The organism is Micromonospora sp. H33, assembly GCF_052068455.1.
Classification (GTDB): domain Bacteria; phylum Actinomycetota; class Actinomycetes; order Mycobacteriales; family Micromonosporaceae; genus Micromonospora.
The window spans coordinates 113,622-129,603 of the sequence record NZ_JBQHDE010000012.1; the positions used below are offsets into that span (position 1 = coordinate 113,622).

Below are 15,982 nucleotides of genomic sequence, written 5' to 3' on the forward strand. Positions count from 1 at the left end.
ACGGCAGCGGACGCAAGCCTGGTTCACCGCTCACGGCATCACCGTGCGATGCGTCATCACCGACAGCGGCGGGCCCCGTCACCGGGCCAGGACGGCAACCATGATGGCGAAGCACCCGACCAGCAGGATGATTCCGCCGAACGTGACATGCGGCGACGACTCGCGGGAGCGCCGGCGTTGCTTCGGGAGAAGCTGGGTCGGTTGGTTCCAGGCCGGAGGTACCGCCACAACGTGGCGGCGGTCCGGCCGCAGCGGTGGCGGGGTGCGGGATGTCGACTCGCCCATCACGGATGCCCTCCGACGCGTCCTGGTGCGCTGTTCGGATTGAGACCGGGCGGGGCCGCGAGGGGTCGGGTGGCCGGTCCCGCCCGGTCATGGAGGCCGCGCACCCGGCCTTCCACCATCTACAGGCGTTGGAGGTGGGCGGCGCGTTACATCCTTTGCATTCCGGCATGCCGGATTTTGGGTGCTCCCTGAGTGGTCCCTTCAGGCCGGGTAGGGGACCGAGTTGCGTGCCGCACGCAGGGCGGCGGCCCACCAGGCGAGCTGGTCCAGCAGGGTCTTGGCATATCCGGGCGCCTGAGGGTCCAGCGGCCGACCGTCCTCCCACGCTGTGAAGTAGTTCGGGAAGGCCAGGCCATCGCGGATGGTCACGGCGTGCAGTTCGGTGAGCACGTTCTCCAGGTGGAGGACAGCGTGGCGGCCGCCAGCTGCGCCGCCGTAGCTGACGAAAGCGACGGGCTTGGCCGTCCACTGGGTGAAATGCCAGTCGATGGCGGCCTTCAGGGACGCGGGGTAGCTGTGGTTGTACTCCGGCGTGACCATGATGAACGCGTCCGCGTCCGCCAGGTGGGACGTCAAGGACGCCATTCCGTCGGGGCGCGGGTATGAGTCGCCGGCGAACCTCGGTGAGACTGCCGGCAACGACAGCGGGATCTCGGCGTCGGCGAGATCGACGAGGTCGATGTCGAACCCGCCGTGCTCCCGGGCTTGGTCGGCGACCCAGGAGGCGACGACAGGCCCGAAGCGGCCCTCTCGGACGCTCCCGATGATGATGACCAACTTGTGCTTCTCACTCATGCACTCCACGGTCCATCGTTCGGACGATGGCAACCAGACCGGGCGTAGGCTGGCCCCCGTGGGGCCACCCTGCGTTCGAAGCGCTGGGGAGATCTAGACTCGGAACATGAGCACGCCGCTGGGCGACTTCATCCGTGCCAAGCGCGACAGCATCCAGCCAGACTCGTTCGGGCTGCCTGATCGTGGCCGCCGCCGGTCCCCTGGACTACGGCGCTCAGACCTCGCCACGCGCGCTGGAATCAGCGTCGAATACCTCACCCGCATCGAGCAAGGACGAGACCGCAACCCGTCCCCTGCCGTGCTCAATGCACTTGCGGACGCCTTGAGCCTCGATGCCGCCGAGCGCAATCACCTGCGCCACCTCGCCAAGATCACCAGCGGTGGGTGCCCAGGGCGCGGGCAGCCAGTGCCACCCAACCGCCATGTCCGGCCCACCGTGTTGAAGACCCTCCAACTTCTTGAGCCCGGCATCGCATTCGTCACCAACCGCCTCGGAGACGTGCTCGCGTACACGAGCGGGTTCGAGCTGCTGATGCGTGGGACCGGGCTGCTCGAGAGCCGGACGCCGAACCTGACGCGCTACGTGTTCACCGATCCGCGCGCCCGGACGGTCTTCCCTGACTGGGACCAGGTGGCCGACGAACGAGCCTTCGACCTGTGGCTCGGGCCGTCCGCGGAGACCTCCGAATGGTTCAGGGCCGAGCTCGCCCCCCTGGCCGGAGAGGAGTTCACCCGACGACTCAACCGCCACCTGCCCCCACCGCATATCCCGCTTCGGCTCAACCACCCGGTCGCCCACGAGCTTCGGTGGCAGCGGGAGAAGCTCGAGTTGCCGAGAACCGACGCGCAGGAGCTGGTCGTTCTCCTGCCCGCCGATGACGCGACGGCGCGGGCCATGGAGCGGCTGCGCCGCCAACCCGACCGTATTCTTCGCGCGGTCATTTAGCTCACGACATCGGCCTTCCCTCTGTCGTTTATCCGGTGACGAATCGCGCCCGGACACGGCTCGCGCGTTGCGACACTCGGTCGGTGGGTGGCCGGCGGTGGGCGGAGCGGCTGGGGCCGGCCGTCCCGGTGGCCCCCGGCACCCGGGTGGACCGGTTCGAGATCTTCTTCGACCTGGTCTTCGTCTTCTCGTTCTTCATCATCACCCGGGCCACCGCGGTGGACATCACCGCCGACAGTCTGCTGCACGGCATGCTGGTCCTCGCGGTGCTCTGGTGGTGCTGGGTGGTGCACACGGTGGTCGCGACCCGGGTCCGGCTCGGCGTGGGCTTCGTCCCGGCGCTGATGGTCGTCGCGATGGCCGCGCTGTTCTGCTTCTCACTGTCCCTGCCGCAGGCGTTCGGCAATCCGGAGCAGTGGGCGATCGGACCGGTGGTGGTCGCCGTGAGCTACCTGGTGCTGCGCGGCGTGCACCTGCTGCTGTACTGGCACGTCACCCGGGAGAGTCCCGGCGAACGTCGGCTGCTGCTGAAGTACTCCCCCGAACTGGCGATGAGCACCCTTCTGCTGCTGGCTGCCGCGCTGGTCCCGCCGCAGATCGACGACCAGTGGCTGGCCGACATGGTGCGCGACGGGCTCTGGATCGCCGTCGTCCTGTTGCAGTACGGCGCCAGCCTGGTCGCCGGCGCGTGGGGCTGGGTGTTGACCTCCGCCGAGCACTGGACCGAACGGTACGACCTCATCCTCATCATCGCCCTCGGCGAGTCGATCATCTCCGTCGGCGTCGGCGGCAACCTGCTCGGTGAGCCGGTCACCTGGCGGGGCGTCGCCGCCGCGGTGCTGGGGATCTTCTTCACCGCCGCCCTGTGGTGGACGCACTTCGACGTCATCGCTCCGGCCGCCCGGATCGCCCAGCACGTCGCGCAGGGGCGCCAGCGGGTGGCCATGGCGCGGGACGGCTACGCGTACTGCCAGCTCGTCATGATCGGCGGGATCATCCTGTTCGCCCTGGGCGCCGAGGAGATGGTGCGGCAGATCGCGGACCGTTCGGTCGACCTCGCCGAGCCGACCCACGGCCCGGGCGTGCCGCTGCTGTTCATCGGGGTGATCTGCTACCTCTGCGGCGGGATGCTGTTCCAACTGCGCATGCTGGGCACGCTGTCCTGGACCCGCGTGGGCACCGTGCTCGTGCTCGCGGCCGCCATTCCGCTCGCCATACACCTCCCCGCGCTGGCGGCGCTCAGCCTGCTGACGGCCATCTGCATCGGGTTGGTGGCGACCGAGATGGCGGTCATGGCGGATGCCCGCCAAGCCCTGCGCAATGCGGTCTTCGAGGAGAAGACCACCTACGAGAAGCACGAGGCCGACTGGCGGGCCCGTTGGCACGACGGAGCCCCGGACGAGAAACCCCGCTGAGTCGGGGAGTCGACGAGGCAATCCAGGAACCGCCGGCGCGGCCGTGCCGTCCCAGGTTCAGGACGTGACGGACGGAGGACGGATGCGCCAGGACAGGTACGTGATCGGATCCCTCGCTCTCGCGGTGCTGGTGCTCGCCGGCTGCGCGGGCACCGACGCCCCGTCCGCGCCCGCGCCGCCGTCACCGACCGCCACCGCGCCGGCCGTTGCGCAGGAGCCGGCCGGGCTGGTCGGGGCGTGGGCGGTGAACGGGCGAGGCGTACCGGCGGACACCGTGCTGCGGCTCGCGGACGACGGCCTCCTGGTGTTCCGCGGGTGCGAGATGCTGCTCGGGGAGTGGCGGGCCGACCAGAGCGGGTTCTTCCTCGCCGGCGTCCACGGCGCCTCGATGACCGACGACCGCCGGTGCGGCCCGGCTTCCAGGCCACAGGCACCGGACTGGCTGGCGCGGGCCGCCGGTTTCCGGGCCGAGGGCGACAGCCGCGTGCTCCTCGACGCTCAGGGCGGCGAACTGGCCCGGCTGCGGCCCGGGGCCCGGCCGCGGGGCGGCCCGGACGTGTACCGGCCCTGGCTGGAGCCCCCGACGGTGACCGACGAGATGCGACGCCGGCTCGCTCCGGTGCCGGCGCTCCCCGCCGGTCTCGCCGCACCCGCGCCGGACGATCTGGTCGGCCGGTGGCTGCCGGTCAGCGGGCCGGACGGCCGGGCGCCGACCCCCAGGCCCGGTGGCTGGCCGACACCGCCGTTCGCCGAGCTGGCGGCCGACAGCACGTGGCGCGCGTCCGACGGCTGCAACAGCTCGGGCGGACGCTGGGCGGCCGGGCCCGGCGGGGCGTTCGGGGCGACCGGGGGCATGAGCACGGCGATCGGCTGCGACAATGTGTCCGTCGGCGGGTGGCTCAGCGCCGCCCGGCAGGCCGGGCTCGACGGCGACGTGCTGGTGCTGCGGGACGCGCAGGGCAAGGAGACCGGCCGGCTGCGCCGCGGCTGACGCTGCTGCGCGAACGGTATGGCCGCCGCCCGACGCCGCCGGCCGGTCCCCCGCGCCCCGAACGATCAGCGCTTCGGGTGTGCCGCGAAGAAGTCCCAGATCAGGTCGGTGGCGTTGACGGCGGTGTCGGGCGCGCCCAGCCCCACCTCGGCGCCGCCCGGCCACCGGTGCCCCATCCCGTTGACCGTGTACCCGACGATCTCCATCCTGTCCGGGCAGGCGGACGTGGTGCGGTTGACCGTCCTCCCCCGATCGACCCAGGCCGGCGCCGCGTCCCGGCACCCGTACTCGCGACGCCACTGACCCAGGCGGATCTCCAGGGCGTCGGCGGTGCGGTCGTCCGCGCCGATGATCGACAGGACGGAGACCGCCCGGGCCGGCCGCTCCGCGGTGGTCTCCGGCTTCTGGCCACTGATGAGGCCACCGCTGACCGGGGCGATCGCCGCGAACAGGTCGGGTGCCTCGGCCGCGAGCCGGTACGTCATCGTGGCGCCCGCCGACATGCCGGTGGCGTAGACGCGCGCGGGGTCGGCGTCCCAGGTCGTGACCAGGTGCTCCACCATCGCGCGGATGAAGCCGATGTCCTCGCTGCCGCCGCAGCACGGGTACGCGACCAGGAAGTTCTCCGCGTCGGCCTTGGCGTCGAGCCGGGTCATCTGCCGCATCATCGCCGGGTCGGCGCCCCGGTAGTGGATGGACACCACCAGCGGCAGCTTCCGCCCCGGCCGGTAGCCGGGTGGCGCGTGCAGCTCGTAGCCGCCCGGCCGGCCGTCGACGGTCAGCTTGTGGTCGCCCGGGGCGGGCTGCGCCGGTGCCGCCGGCGGGCTGCTGCTCGCCGAGGCCGTGGCAGGCCCGGCGTCGGGCTCGGTGTCACCGCCGCAACCAGCGCCGCCGAGCAGGACGACGGCCACCAGCGCAGCCGCGAGCGATCTGTTTCCCATCTCTTCTCCCCCGTGGTCGATTTCCGGGAACGTAACCCCGGGAGGAAGGAGGGCGCTGTCCCGCTCGGCAACGATCCGGGCACAGCTTCCACAGTGCTCAGTCGTGCAGCTCCGCGCGCCGGATGTCGGTGAAGGCCCCGGCCAGGTGCGCGTCGAGCGTCGCCCCCGTGGCGGCCAGCAGGTCGGCGAGGAGCAGCGGGGCGTGCCGGGCGTACGCCTCCGGCGTCGGCGGGGCCTCGTCGGAATCCGCGTCGTACAGGCCGAGCGCGCCGGCCAGCAGCACCAGCACCACGTGCGGGTCGACGTCGGCCCGCCAGGTGGCGGCACCACGGACGCAGCGCTCCAGCACCCGTCGGACGTCGTCGCCGGCCAGCCCGTCCGGATGACCCAGCTCCAGCAGGGACCGGACCACCGCCCCGAGGACCAGCCCGGACCGCTCGGCCGCCGCGAGACGCGCGGTCGCCAGGTCGTACGCCTCGACGTCGCGGCCCTGCGCCGCGGTGACCGCGTCGGTCGCCGCCACCGCGATCTCGCGTGCCGGTGCGGGCAGGTGCCGCCAGGTCGTGGTCATCGGGCCGGGGCCGGTGTCGATGTCCCGGCGCGAGCCGCGGCGAGGCCCAGGCGGCGATCCGGCAAGGCCGGGCTGTGACTCTGACACAGGCCCCAGCATGGCAGACCCCTCCGACGGCGTCGTTCCGGTCACCGTCGAGCACTCGGCGGCGGGTAATCCGTTCGCGTCGTGTCGCACCCGGCCCCCAGAATCGCGGCATGCTGCACCGCGCCCTTCCCCGCCGCCCGGAGGCCCGGCGGATCCTCGTCGGCACCCTGCTCTCCGCCGTCGGGCGCGGCCTGACCCTGCCGTTCCTGTTCATCTACCTCGCCGACGTGCGCGGGCTGACCGACGCCCGCGCCGGCCTGGTGATCGGGTGGTACGGCGCGGTGACCCTCGCGCTGTCGCCGCTGGGCGGCACGCTGATCGACCGGTTCGGTGCCCGGCGGGTGGTGCTGCCGTGTCTGGTGATCGAGGCGATCGGCACCGGCTCGCTGGCACTGGTCGACTCGACGGCGTCCGCCTTCGGGGTGATGACGCTGGTCGCCGTCGGCAGCTCCGCCATCTGGTCGGGGCAGACCACGATCCTCGCCTCGCTCACCGACGACGACGAGCGGCAGCGGGTGTTCGGGCTGAACTTCGCCCTGCTCAACCTCGGCATCGGCATCGGCGGCCTGACCTCGGGCGCGATCGTCGACACCGCCCGGCCGGCCACCTTCCAGCTCATCTACCTGCTCGACGCGATCAGCTACCTGATGCCGGCGCTGATCCTGCTGAGCCTGCCGACGGTCGGCCACCGGCTCGCGGGGGCGGGGCGATCGACCGGCCGGGGGTCGGCCGGGGGCTACCTGGCCGTCCTCCGGGACCGCCCGTTCCGGCGCCTGGTGATCTTCGGTCTGGTCCTCACCACCTGCGGGTACGCGCAGATCGAGGTGGGCTTCACCGCGTACGCGGTGCGGGTGGTCGAGGTGACTCCGCGGGTGGTGGCGTGGGCGCTGGCGGGCAACACCGTCATGATCGTGCTCGCCCAGCTGGTGGTCCTCCGCCGCCTGGAGGGGCGCAGCCGCACCGCCTCCCTGGCCGTGGTGGGCGCCGTCTTCGCGTCCGCCTGGCTGGTCCTCGGCGCGGCCGGGCTGGTCGGCCCGGGAAACGCGCTCCTCGCCGCGCTCGGCGTGGTGGCGTGCGCGGCCATCTTCGGTTTCGGCGAGACCATGCTCTCGCCGGTGATGCCGGCGCTGACCAACGCGCTGGCCACCGACGAGCTGCGCGGTCGCTACAACGCGATCAGCTCGATGATCTTCGGGATCAGCGGGGTGATCGGCCCGGTGACGGCGGGACCGCTGATCGGGATGGCCGACGGCCGGATCTGGGTGGTCTGCGTCGTCGGCGGCTGCCTGACCGCGTCGGTGGTCGCCCTGTCCCTGCGCCGTCTGCTCACCCCGCTCCAGGATGGCCGGACGACAACGCTGACGCCGTCCGCCGAGCCCGTGCCGGCGCCGGCCTGACCCGAGACACGCCCGGAAACGGAGCGGGCCCCGGAGCACTGGCTCCGGGGCCCGTCACGTGTGGCGACGTCACCGCCGTCAGGCGGCGGGCACCGCCGTGGTGAGGCCGATCCGGTCCAGCGCCGGGGCGGAGACCGGCGAGGTCGCGGTCAGGTACGCCACGAACGCGTCCAGGTCGATCTGGCCGGTGACCAGGTTGGTCCCGCCGCGCAGGACGGTGAAGCCGTCACCGCCGCCGGCCAGGAAGTTGTTCACCGTGACCCGGTAGGTGGCGCCGGTGTCGACCGCCACGCCGCCGAAGGCGAGGCTGCCCCGGACGATGCGGGTGCCCGCGCACGGGTCGGCGGCCGGCGCGACGGTGCCGTTCGGGTCGATCACGTAGCGGACCGTGGACGACGGCTGCAGCGTCCGCCCGGTGACGAACTGCTGCTCCAGCAGGCAGTAGAGCTGCGCACCGGTGAGGTCGAGCGTCGCCAGGTTGTTGGCGAACGGCTGCACCGTGAACGCCTCCTCGTAGGTGACCGGGCCGGCGTCGATGCCTCCGCGGACACCACCGGGGTTCATGAAGGCGGCGACGGCGCCCTGCTCGTCGTCGGTGGCCCAGAGCTGGGCGTCCGCGATCAGGTTGCCCATCGGGGACTCGCCCCGCGTGGTGCCGAAGAGGATCTCCTGGGTGTTGGTGATCGCCTCGGTGGTCGTGCCCACCTGCCGCCCGGCCACCGGACCGAGCACGGCCTTGTAGTGGTCGATGATCGCGGTCTGCCCCGGGTCCTTGGCGACGTCGCGGGTGACCACCACGTTCTCGGCGGTCGCGGTCAGCACGTCACCGGTCCGCCGGTCGATCTTCAGGTCGATGTCGGTGACCAGGCGGCCGAACGAGCTGGCGCTGGTGACCAGCTTGTTGTTGATCTCGCAGTTGTACGCCTGGTGGGTGTGCCCGCTGACGATGACGTCGATGGACGGGTCCATCCGGTTGGCGATGTCGACCACCGGGCCGGTGAAGTCGACGCAGTCGTTGATGCCACCGGCCCCGGCCTGGGTGCCGCCCTCGTGCAGCAGCACGACGATGGTCTCCACACCCTTGCGGCGCAGCTCGCGGGCGTACCGGTTGGCGGTCTGCGCCTCGTCGGTGAAGGTGAGGCCGGCGACGCCCTGCGGGCTGACGATCTCCGGCGTGCCCTCCAGGGTCATGCCGATGAAGCCGATCTTGACGTCGTCGTCGGCCTTGTGGATGGCGTACGGCGGCAGCAGCGGCGTGCCCGTCTCGGTGACGAAGGCGTTGGCGGAGAGGTACTGGAAGCCAGCGCCCGCGTACGGCGTGCCGTCGGCGCAGCCGTCGACCGGGTGGCAGCCACCGTTCTGGATGCGCAGCAGCTCGTCCGAGCCTTCGTCGAACTCATGGTTGCCGACGCTCGCGTAGTCCAGACCGGCCAGGCTGAGCGCCTCGATGGTCGGCTCGTCGTGGAACGCGGCGGACAGCAGCGGGGAGGCGCCGATCAGGTCACCCGCGGCGACCGTGATGACGTTCTTCTTCTGGACGGTTTCGCGCAGCTCGGCGAGGTGGGTGGCGAGGTACTCGGCACCACCGGCCGGCCGCCCGGCGATCGTGCCGCTGGAACCGCTCGGCGGCTCGAGGTTGCCGTGGAAGTCGTTCAGGGCGAGCAGCGTGACGTCGACCGGCTTCGGTCCGGCGTCCGCCTGGTCGGGGGTGGTCGCGACCGCGCCGAACGCGGTCACGGCGAGCGCGGTCAGACCGATGGCGGCCCGACGCATCCCGGGGATGGACATGGATCTCCTCGTGGGAAGCCGGCACGGCCGCCCGGGCGATGGGTCGCACCGGGCCGTGCCGCGCCGTCGGCAGGTTCGGTCGCGGTGGCGGCGGTGGGGGACCGCCGCCGGCGTCGATGACAGCCTCTCACCGAGGACCGCCGCCAGTCGACCGGGGCAGCACATCTGAGCTGCCGGTACGGGGGACGGCCCTACGAACGGACGAGTCCGCGGTGACCGGCGGAGGACCGCCGGTGGGTCCACATCAGAAACTGCACGTCAGACCGGCGGCGTGGCTGACCTGCACGACGTGCGTCACGCAGGCGGCACCGTCGAGCCGGTGCAGCAGCAGGGCGGTGGGCTCGGTGACCCAGCCGATCTGCTCGTCCGGGCTCAGGGTGAGCGAACTCTGCCGCCAGGTGCTCGGTGCCGTGGTGAGCACCGTGCCGGCGAAGCCGGCCGTCACCGGCCGGTGCAGGTGGCCGGCGGCGACGCGGACCACGTGCGGGTGCCGGCCGATCACCTCGGCGAGCGCGTCGGCATCGGCCAGCCCGACCGCGTCGGCGGCCGGGATGCCGACGGTCACCGGCGGGTGGTGGAGGCAGACCACGGCCGGCACCTCGGGCCGCCCGGCGAGCACGCCGTCCAGCCAGCCGAGCTGCTCCGGGCCGATCCGACCGCCGCCCGCCCCGGGGACGAGCGAGTCCAGCACCACGACGGTCACCTCGGGGTGGTCGACGTGGTAGTACGCGGAGAAGCCGCCGCCCAGCCACGGTGTGCCGCCGAACGCGTCGAGCAGGGACTCCCGGTCGTCGTGGTTGCCGGCGACGAGGTGCACCGGGAGCGGGAACCGCCCGATGATCTCGCGCAGGGCCGCGTACTCGTCGGGACGGCCCCGGTCCACCAGGTCGCCGGTGATGACCACGCAGTCCGGCCGGGGGTTCAGCGCGAGCACCCGGCCGAGGGCCCGGTGGAGCCCGGCGGCCGGCTCGGACGCGAGCACGCCGGTGGTCAGGTGCGGGTCACTGAGCTGGGCGATGAGCATCGGACCTCCACCACTCGACCGGGATCCTCACGCTATCGCCACCACGCACCCCGCGTGGCCCGCCCGCAGGGACGCACAGGCGCCGTCCACACCCTGTGGATAGCACGTGTGTACGAAGACCGCCGGGCGTCGCCGCGCCCTGGTTACGCTTGATCGCGTGACCCGGTGCCGGCCGGGCCCGCTGCCGACCTGGGACGACGTACGAGTGGATCATCAACGTGTCATCCGTGACGTCACGGTCCGCCTTCCGATGGCGTCGACCGCCGCCGAGGCGTGCCAGTGGACCGTCACCGCGCTGGCCCGGTACGCGCCGGCCACCATCTCCGTGCTCCTCCAGGTCCACGACCGGCTCCGCTGCGTCGCGGCGACCGGCTCCTGGCAGGTCTACTCGACCGTCCCGCCGGACACCGGCATCGTCGGCCGGGTCTACGCGTCCGGCCGCACCGCGGTCGTCGCCGACGTCGCGGCGGACCCGGACTACATCCCGGTACGCCCCGACGTCGCCAGCGAGGTCTGCGTACCGGTCCTGGATCCGGCGGGCCGGCCGATCGGCGTCCTCGACCTCCAGTGGAGCGGGCCGGCGGACCTGCCGGCCTGGCGGGACACCACCGAACGCCTGGCGACCCGGCTCGGCGCGCGGATCGTCGCGCTCGGCGGCCCGCCGGCGGAGAGCCGCAGCGAGAAGCTCCTCCGGCACGCCGCCGCGCTGACGTCGGCACCCACCGAGTGGGACCTGATGCACGCGGCGATCACCGCCGCCCGGGACGTGTCGACCCTCTCCGCCGCCGTCCTGGTGCTGGCCGGCCGGCAGGGCCCCCGGCTCGGCGCGCCCACCGCCGCACCGGGTGAGCTGGAGTCCCGGATCCGGGCGGAGCTGGCCGAGGCCGGTCCGGAGGCGCTCGGCCGCATGATCACTCTCGCCCACCGGTACGGCGCCGGCTACACCCTCGGGGAGGCCAGGCACCCGCCGACCGTCGACCACGCCCCGCTGACCCGCGCCGGGGCGCGCACCCTGGTGGTGGTGCCGGTCGGCCCGCTCGAGGGCGGCGGGCTGCTGCTGGTGGCCGACGAGCGGCTGCTGCGTCCGGACCCGACGACCGTGAACCTGATGGAACTGCTCGCCGGCCAGGCCTGGAACGCCCTGGACCGGCTGCGCACCCTGGCCCGGCTGCGCGAGCAGGCCAGCTCCGACCCGCTGACCGGGTTGCGGCACACCGGGCCGTTCGGCCAGCGGATCGCCACGGCCACCCCCGGGCGTACGGCCCTGCTGGCGATCGACGTGGACGGCTTCAAGAGCGTCAACGACACGTACGGCCACCAGGCCGGCGACCGGGTGCTGGTCGGCCTGGCGCGGGCCCTGGAGGGGGCGCTGCGGCACGGCGACGAGCTGTACCGGATCGGCGGCGACGAGTTCGTGGCGGTGATCGAGGTGAACCGGCCCGAGGAGGCCGTCCGGATCGCCGAACGCCTGACCGAGGCGGCCCGGCGCATCGGCCGGACGATCAGCGTCGGCGTCGCCCTCCCCCGCCCCGGCGAGTCCCCCGATCTGACCCTCCGCCGCGCCGACCAGGCCCTCTACGCGGTGAAACGCCACGGCCGCGACGGTGTCCGCCTAGCCGCGGCCTAACCCGGCCCTCCCGTGCGGGGGTGGGGTTCAGGGGCGGGTGAACTCGCGGGCCAGGAGTTCGGCGATCTGGGCCGTGTTCAGGGCGGCGCCCTTGCGCAGGTTGTCGCCCGTCACGAAGAAGTCCAGGGCGCGGGGGTCGTCGAGGGCGCGGCGGATGCGGCCGACCCAGGACGGGTCGGTGCCGACCGCGTCGATCGGCATCGGGAACTCACCCGCCGCCGGATCGTCGACCAGGATCACGCCCGGCGCGTTGCGCAGCACCTCCCGGGCGCCCTCCGCGTCCACCTCGGTGGCGAAGACCGCGTGCACGGCCACCGAGTGCCCGGTCACCACGGGTACGCGGACACAGGTGGCGGACACCTTGAGGTCGGGCAGGCCGAGAATCTTGCGCGACTCGTTGCGGAGCTTCATCTCCTCCGACGACCAGCCGCCGTCGGCCACCGAGCCGGCCCAGGGCACCACGTTCAGCGCGAGCGGCGCCGGGAACGGGCCCAGCTCGTCGCCGACCGCCTGCCGGACGTCGCCGGGGCGGGAGCCGAGCAACCGGTCACCGGCGATCTTGGTGAGCTGCGTCTGGAGGGCATCCACGCCGGATTGACCGGCCCCGGACACCGCCTGGTACGACGACAGCACCAGCTCGCGCAGGCCGTACTCGCGGTGCAGCGGCGCGACGGCGACGATCATGGTGAGAGTGGTGCAGTTCGCGTTGGCGATGATGCCCTTCGGCCGGTTGCGGGCCTGCTCCGGGTTGATCTCGGGGACGACCAGCGGGACGTCCCGGTCCATCCGGAACGCGCCGGAGTTGTCGACCGCGACCGCGCCCCGGCTCACGGCGACCGGGGCCCACTCGGCCGACACCTCGTCCGGTACGTCGAACATCGCGACGTCGACGCCGTCGAACGCCTCCGGGGTCAGCGCCTGGACGGTCAGGTCCTCGCCCCGGCACTGGACCACCCGCCCGACCGAGCGGGCGGAGGCGATGAGCCGGATCTCCCCCCAGACGTTCTTACGCCCGCTGAGCAGCTCGCACATCACCGTGCCGACGGCACCCGTCGCCCCGACCACGGCCAGGGTGGGCAGCGACGTCACGGGGCTACCGCCCGGTCCCCGCGTACACGACCGCCTCGGTGTCGCCGCCGAGGTCGAAGGCTTCGTGAATGGCACGTACCGCCGCGTCCAGGTCGGTGTCGCGGCAGACCACGGACACCCGGATCTCCGACGTGGAGATCATCTCGATGTTCACGCCGGCCTGGCCGAGGGCGGCGAAGAACCCGGCCGCCACACCGGGGTGCGAGCGCATGCCGGCACCGATCAGCGAGACCTTGCCGACGTGGTCGTCGTACAGCAGGCCCTTGAACTTCACCACGTCCTGGATCTTGCTGAGCGCGGCCATGGCGGTGGGGCCGTCGGTCTTGGGCAGCGTGAACGAGATGTCGGTGCGGCCGGTGCCCTCGGTGGACACGTTCTGCACGATCATGTCGATGTTGATCTCCGCCCCGGCGACGGTGTCGAAGATCCGCGCGGCCGCACCCGGCTCGTCGGGCACGCCGACGATCGTGATCTTGGCTTCGCTGCGGTCGTGGGCGACCCCGGTGATCAGTGCCTGTTCCACGGGAAGGTCCTCCATCGATCCGGTGACCATCGTGCCGGTGTTGGTCGAGTATGACGAACGGACGTGGATCGGCAACCCCGCCCGGCGGGCGTACTCCACGCTCCGCAGGTGCAGCACCTTGGCGCCGCAGGCGGCCAGCTCCAGCATCTCCTCGTACGTGATCTGCCTGATGTGCCGCGCGTTGGGCACGATCCGCGGGTCGGCGCTGAAGACGCCGTCGACGTCGGTGTAGATCTCGCAGACGTCCGCGTCGAGCGCGGCGGCCAGCGCGACGGCGGTGGTGTCCGAACCACCGCGCCCCAGCGTGGTGACGTCCTTGGTGTCCTGCGAGACGCCCTGGAAGCCGGCGACGATGACCACCGCACCCTCGTCGAGCGCGCCCTTGAGCCGGCCCGGCGTGACGTCGATGATCCGCGCCCTGCCGTGGACCGACGTGGTGATCACACCGGCCTGGGAGCCGGTGAAGGAGCGGGCCTCGTACCCCAGGTTGTGGATCGCCATGGCGAGCAGCGCCATCGAGATGCGCTCCCCGGCGGTGAGCAGCATGTCCAGCTCGCGACCCGGCGGCAGCGGGCTGACCTGGTTGGCCAGGTCGAGCAGCTCGTCCGTGGTGTCCCCCATCGCGGAGACCACCACCACGACGTCGTCGCCGGCCTTGCGGGCGGCGACGATCCGCTCGGCCACCCGCTTGATCCGCTCGGCATTGGCGACGGAGGACCCGCCGTACTTCTGCACCACGAGTGCCACGAGCGTGCACTCCCTCCCAGCGACCCTGAGCGTGCCGACGCCGCCGGATGAGGGCCGGCGGCGCATGTCAGACGCCCTCAGCCTATCGGGCGGCCGGATCGGCCGGGTCGGGTGATCCCACCATCCGGCCCGGGTGAAGGGGGTGAGGTGGCGTACGACACGCCGACCCGCCACCGGGCGACGGGGCACCGGACACGGGCGACGCACCCGAGAATGGGCGGGTGCCCGCCCACCTTCGTCCGGCCGTACCCGCCCGGCTCCCGGCGGTGCCGCCGACCCGGCGGCTCACCGGCCCGCTCGCGCTGGCCCTGCCGGCGCTCCTGGTCTCCTGCACCGCCGACCCGGCCGCCCCGCCGACACCGACGGCGCCGCCACCGGCGGCGGCCGGAGCGGACGCGGCGCGGGACGAGCTGGCCGCCCTCGCGGCGGCGGCGCAGGACCGGCACCTGGTCGCCAGCTACACGCTGCGCGGCCCGGACGGCCCGGACCGCACGATCCTGGTCACCACCGCCGGCGACGGCAGCTGGCGGGTCGACGTGCCAGGTGGTGCGCTGGGCGGCGGCGCGGACGTCTCGCTGGCCGCTACCGCCGACGGCCTGTTCCAGTGCGGGCTGCCGTCCGCCGCCCGGCCCGAGGCGGCGAGCTGCGTCCGCGTCGGCGACACCGGCGACGCCCTTCCGCGCCGCCTGGACCCCCGGGTCCACCACCCCTTCACCGACTGGCTGGACGTGCTGACCGACCGCCGGTCGCCGCTGTCCGTGTCCCCCGCGCAGCCGCCGCCCGGCGCGACCGGGACGTGCTACTCGGTGGAGACGACGTCCGCGTCGATCAACGCGCCGCTGGACGTCGGGATCTACTGCTACGACGCCGATGGGACGCCCACCGCGGTCCACACGGCCTCCGGCACGCTGACGCTGGCCGGCCCACCCGCGCCCGGCCCGGCCAGCGTGCAGCTGGCGGGGCCGGTGATAGACGGGGAGCCGCTGGGCACCGCCGCACCCGAGCCGACCACCGGAACGCTCTAGGCTTCGATCCGTTACGGGTGCGTTTGCCCACATTCGGACCCCACCGACTCCGTAAGCAAAAGGGCTATACGGGACGCTGTGTCGCATGGCCGACCTCACTCCGCTGCTCGCGTTCCGCTGGAGCCCCCGGTCGTTCGACCCCGGCGCCGACCTCGGCCCGGCCGAGGTCGGCGTCCTCCTGGAGGCGGCCCGGTGGGCGCCGTCGGCGGCGAACCGGCAGCCGTGGCGCTTCGCCGTCGGTCAGCGGGACGACGAGACGTGGAAACGGATCATGGTGAACCTGCCGGCGCGGGACCAGCGGTGGGCCGGCCGCGCGTCGGCCCTGCTGCTGGCGGCGCACCTCACGCCGGCAGCCGACCCGAGCGGGTGCGCGCCCTACGACCTCGGCCACGCGGTCGCGCACCTGACCGTGCAGGCGACCGCCCTCGGGCTGCACGTCTGCCAACTGCGCAACCTGGACCGGGCCGGCCTCGCCGCCGACCTGAACCTGCCCGACGACGTCCACCCCGCCGTGGTGGTCGCCGTCGGCCGGCTCGGCGACCCGCTCAGCCTCCCGGCCGACCTGCTGGACTCGGAGACCGGCCTGCGCCGCCGCCACCCGGTCGCCGATCTGATGCTGACCGGCGCGACTGCGAACTCCGTCTCATAGAGCGGACCATCCTTCCCACCGACCGTCCCACCACGTAGGGTGACCCTGTCATGTGGCAGGCGCACCTCCTCCTTGGTCGCCG

Annotated in this window: 14 protein-coding genes; 7 read left to right on the forward strand and 7 right to left on the reverse strand. The window is 72.9% G+C overall.

The window, feature by feature from the left end; translation table 11 throughout:
• Nucleotides 1-486 precede the first annotated feature (486 nt).
• Nucleotides 487-1,080: an NADPH-dependent FMN reductase gene (locus ACTMS0_RS23025; protein ID WP_441157328.1), complete on the reverse strand. Its 594-nt coding sequence runs from the start codon at nucleotides 1,078-1,080 to the stop codon at nucleotides 487-489.
• Nucleotides 1,081-1,186: 106 nt separating this feature from the next.
• Here ACTMS0_RS23025 and ACTMS0_RS23030 point away from each other — a divergent pair, with 106 nt between their 5' ends.
• The 3 genes from ACTMS0_RS23030 to ACTMS0_RS23040 all read left to right on the forward strand — a co-directional run bounded on the left by ACTMS0_RS23030 (nucleotide 1,187) and on the right by ACTMS0_RS23040 (nucleotide 4,432).
• Complete coding sequence (locus tag ACTMS0_RS23030) at nucleotides 1,187-2,026, forward strand: helix-turn-helix domain-containing protein (protein WP_441157329.1); 840 nt, start codon at nucleotides 1,187-1,189, stop codon at nucleotides 2,024-2,026.
• 83 nt (nucleotides 2,027-2,109) lie between these two features.
• A complete protein-coding gene (locus ACTMS0_RS23035) occupies nucleotides 2,110-3,441 on the forward strand; it encodes a low temperature requirement protein A (protein WP_441157330.1) in 1,332 nt (443 codons plus the stop codon).
• An 82-nt stretch (nucleotides 3,442-3,523) separates the two neighbouring features.
• Nucleotides 3,524-4,432, forward strand: coding sequence for a hypothetical protein (locus tag ACTMS0_RS23040; RefSeq protein ID WP_441157331.1), 909 nt, complete (start codon nucleotides 3,524-3,526; stop codon nucleotides 4,430-4,432).
• Between the two features lie 65 nt (nucleotides 4,433-4,497).
• Here ACTMS0_RS23040 and ACTMS0_RS23045 read toward each other — a convergent pair whose 3' ends face one another.
• Both ACTMS0_RS23045 and ACTMS0_RS23050 read right to left on the reverse strand, forming a co-directional pair.
• The gene (locus tag ACTMS0_RS23045; RefSeq protein WP_441157332.1) at nucleotides 4,498-5,373 is read right to left on the reverse strand and encodes an alpha/beta hydrolase family esterase; all 876 of its coding nucleotides are present in this window, start codon (nucleotides 5,371-5,373) and stop codon (nucleotides 4,498-4,500) included.
• A 97-nt stretch (nucleotides 5,374-5,470) separates the two neighbouring features.
• Nucleotides 5,471-5,944, reverse strand: a complete 474-nt coding sequence (locus ACTMS0_RS23050; RefSeq protein WP_441157333.1) for a hypothetical protein — start codon at nucleotides 5,942-5,944, stop codon at nucleotides 5,471-5,473.
• Nucleotides 5,945-6,141: 197 nt separating this feature from the next.
• On the opposite strand from ACTMS0_RS23050, the gene ACTMS0_RS23055 reads away from it, so the two are divergent.
• The gene (locus ACTMS0_RS23055) at nucleotides 6,142-7,428 is read left to right on the forward strand and encodes an MFS transporter (protein ID WP_441157334.1); all 1,287 of its coding nucleotides are present in this window, start codon (nucleotides 6,142-6,144) and stop codon (nucleotides 7,426-7,428) included.
• A gap of 78 nt (nucleotides 7,429-7,506) precedes the next feature.
• Here ACTMS0_RS23055 and ACTMS0_RS23060 read toward each other — a convergent pair whose 3' ends face one another.
• Together ACTMS0_RS23060 and ACTMS0_RS23065 are read right to left on the reverse strand one after the other, a co-directional pair.
• Nucleotides 7,507-9,216: a bifunctional metallophosphatase/5'-nucleotidase gene (locus ACTMS0_RS23060; protein WP_441157335.1), complete on the reverse strand. Its 1,710-nt coding sequence runs from the start codon at nucleotides 9,214-9,216 to the stop codon at nucleotides 7,507-7,509.
• 244 nt (nucleotides 9,217-9,460) lie between these two features.
• Nucleotides 9,461-10,240 carry a phosphodiesterase gene (locus ACTMS0_RS23065; RefSeq protein WP_441157336.1) on the reverse strand — a complete coding sequence of 260 codons (780 nt, stop codon included), beginning with the start codon at nucleotides 10,238-10,240 and terminating at the stop codon, nucleotides 9,461-9,463.
• 250 nt (nucleotides 10,241-10,490) lie between these two features.
• On the opposite strand from ACTMS0_RS23065, the gene ACTMS0_RS23070 reads away from it, so the two are divergent.
• Nucleotides 10,491-11,867: a diguanylate cyclase gene (locus ACTMS0_RS23070; protein WP_441157337.1), complete on the forward strand. Its 1,377-nt coding sequence runs from the start codon at nucleotides 10,491-10,493 to the stop codon at nucleotides 11,865-11,867.
• Between the two features lie 27 nt (nucleotides 11,868-11,894).
• On the opposite strand, the gene ACTMS0_RS23075 is transcribed toward ACTMS0_RS23070, so the two are convergent.
• The gene (locus ACTMS0_RS23075; protein ID WP_441157338.1) at nucleotides 11,895-12,956 is read right to left on the reverse strand and encodes an aspartate-semialdehyde dehydrogenase; all 1,062 of its coding nucleotides are present in this window, start codon (nucleotides 12,954-12,956) and stop codon (nucleotides 11,895-11,897) included.
• Between the two features lie 4 nt (nucleotides 12,957-12,960).
• Nucleotides 12,961-14,226, reverse strand: coding sequence for an aspartate kinase (locus ACTMS0_RS23080; RefSeq protein ID WP_441157339.1), 1,266 nt, complete (start codon nucleotides 14,224-14,226; stop codon nucleotides 12,961-12,963).
• A 221-nt stretch (nucleotides 14,227-14,447) separates the two neighbouring features.
• On the opposite strand from ACTMS0_RS23080, the gene ACTMS0_RS23085 reads away from it, so the two are divergent.
• Together ACTMS0_RS23085 and ACTMS0_RS23090 are read left to right on the forward strand one after the other, a co-directional pair.
• Nucleotides 14,448-15,251, forward strand: coding sequence for a hypothetical protein (locus tag ACTMS0_RS23085; protein WP_441157340.1), 804 nt, complete (start codon nucleotides 14,448-14,450; stop codon nucleotides 15,249-15,251).
• Between the two features lie 85 nt (nucleotides 15,252-15,336).
• Complete coding sequence (locus tag ACTMS0_RS23090; protein WP_441157341.1) at nucleotides 15,337-15,900, forward strand: nitroreductase family protein; 564 nt, start codon at nucleotides 15,337-15,339, stop codon at nucleotides 15,898-15,900.
• Nucleotides 15,901-15,982 lie beyond the last annotated feature (82 nt).

What these genes read in the sequence shown, in the direction of transcription:
- ACTMS0_RS23045 (WP_441157332.1), bottom strand. Translation starts at nt 5,373, where the DNA reads ATGGGAAACAGATCGCTCGCGGCTGCGCTGGTGGCCGTCGTCCTGCTC.
- ACTMS0_RS23070 (WP_441157337.1), top strand. Translation starts at nt 10,491, where the DNA reads ATGGCGTCGACCGCCGCCGAGGCGTGCCAGTGGACCGTCACCGCGCTG.
- ACTMS0_RS23065 (WP_441157336.1), bottom strand. Translation starts at nt 10,240, where the DNA reads ATGCTCATCGCCCAGCTCAGTGACCCGCACCTGACCACCGGCGTGCTC.
- ACTMS0_RS23025 (WP_441157328.1), bottom strand. Translation starts at nt 1,080, where the DNA reads ATGAGTGAGAAGCACAAGTTGGTCATCATCATCGGGAGCGTCCGAGAG.
- ACTMS0_RS23060 (WP_441157335.1), bottom strand. Translation starts at nt 9,216, where the DNA reads ATGTCCATCCCCGGGATGCGTCGGGCCGCCATCGGTCTGACCGCGCTC.
- ACTMS0_RS23050 (WP_441157333.1), bottom strand. Translation starts at nt 5,944, where the DNA reads ATGACCACGACCTGGCGGCACCTGCCCGCACCGGCACGCGAGATCGCG.
- ACTMS0_RS23090 (WP_441157341.1), top strand. Translation starts at nt 15,337, where the DNA reads ATGGCCGACCTCACTCCGCTGCTCGCGTTCCGCTGGAGCCCCCGGTCG.
- ACTMS0_RS23030 (WP_441157329.1), top strand. Translation starts at nt 1,187, where the DNA reads ATGAGCACGCCGCTGGGCGACTTCATCCGTGCCAAGCGCGACAGCATC.
- ACTMS0_RS23055 (WP_441157334.1), top strand. Translation starts at nt 6,142, where the DNA reads ATGCTGCACCGCGCCCTTCCCCGCCGCCCGGAGGCCCGGCGGATCCTC.
- ACTMS0_RS23040 (WP_441157331.1), top strand. Translation starts at nt 3,524, where the DNA reads ATGCGCCAGGACAGGTACGTGATCGGATCCCTCGCTCTCGCGGTGCTG.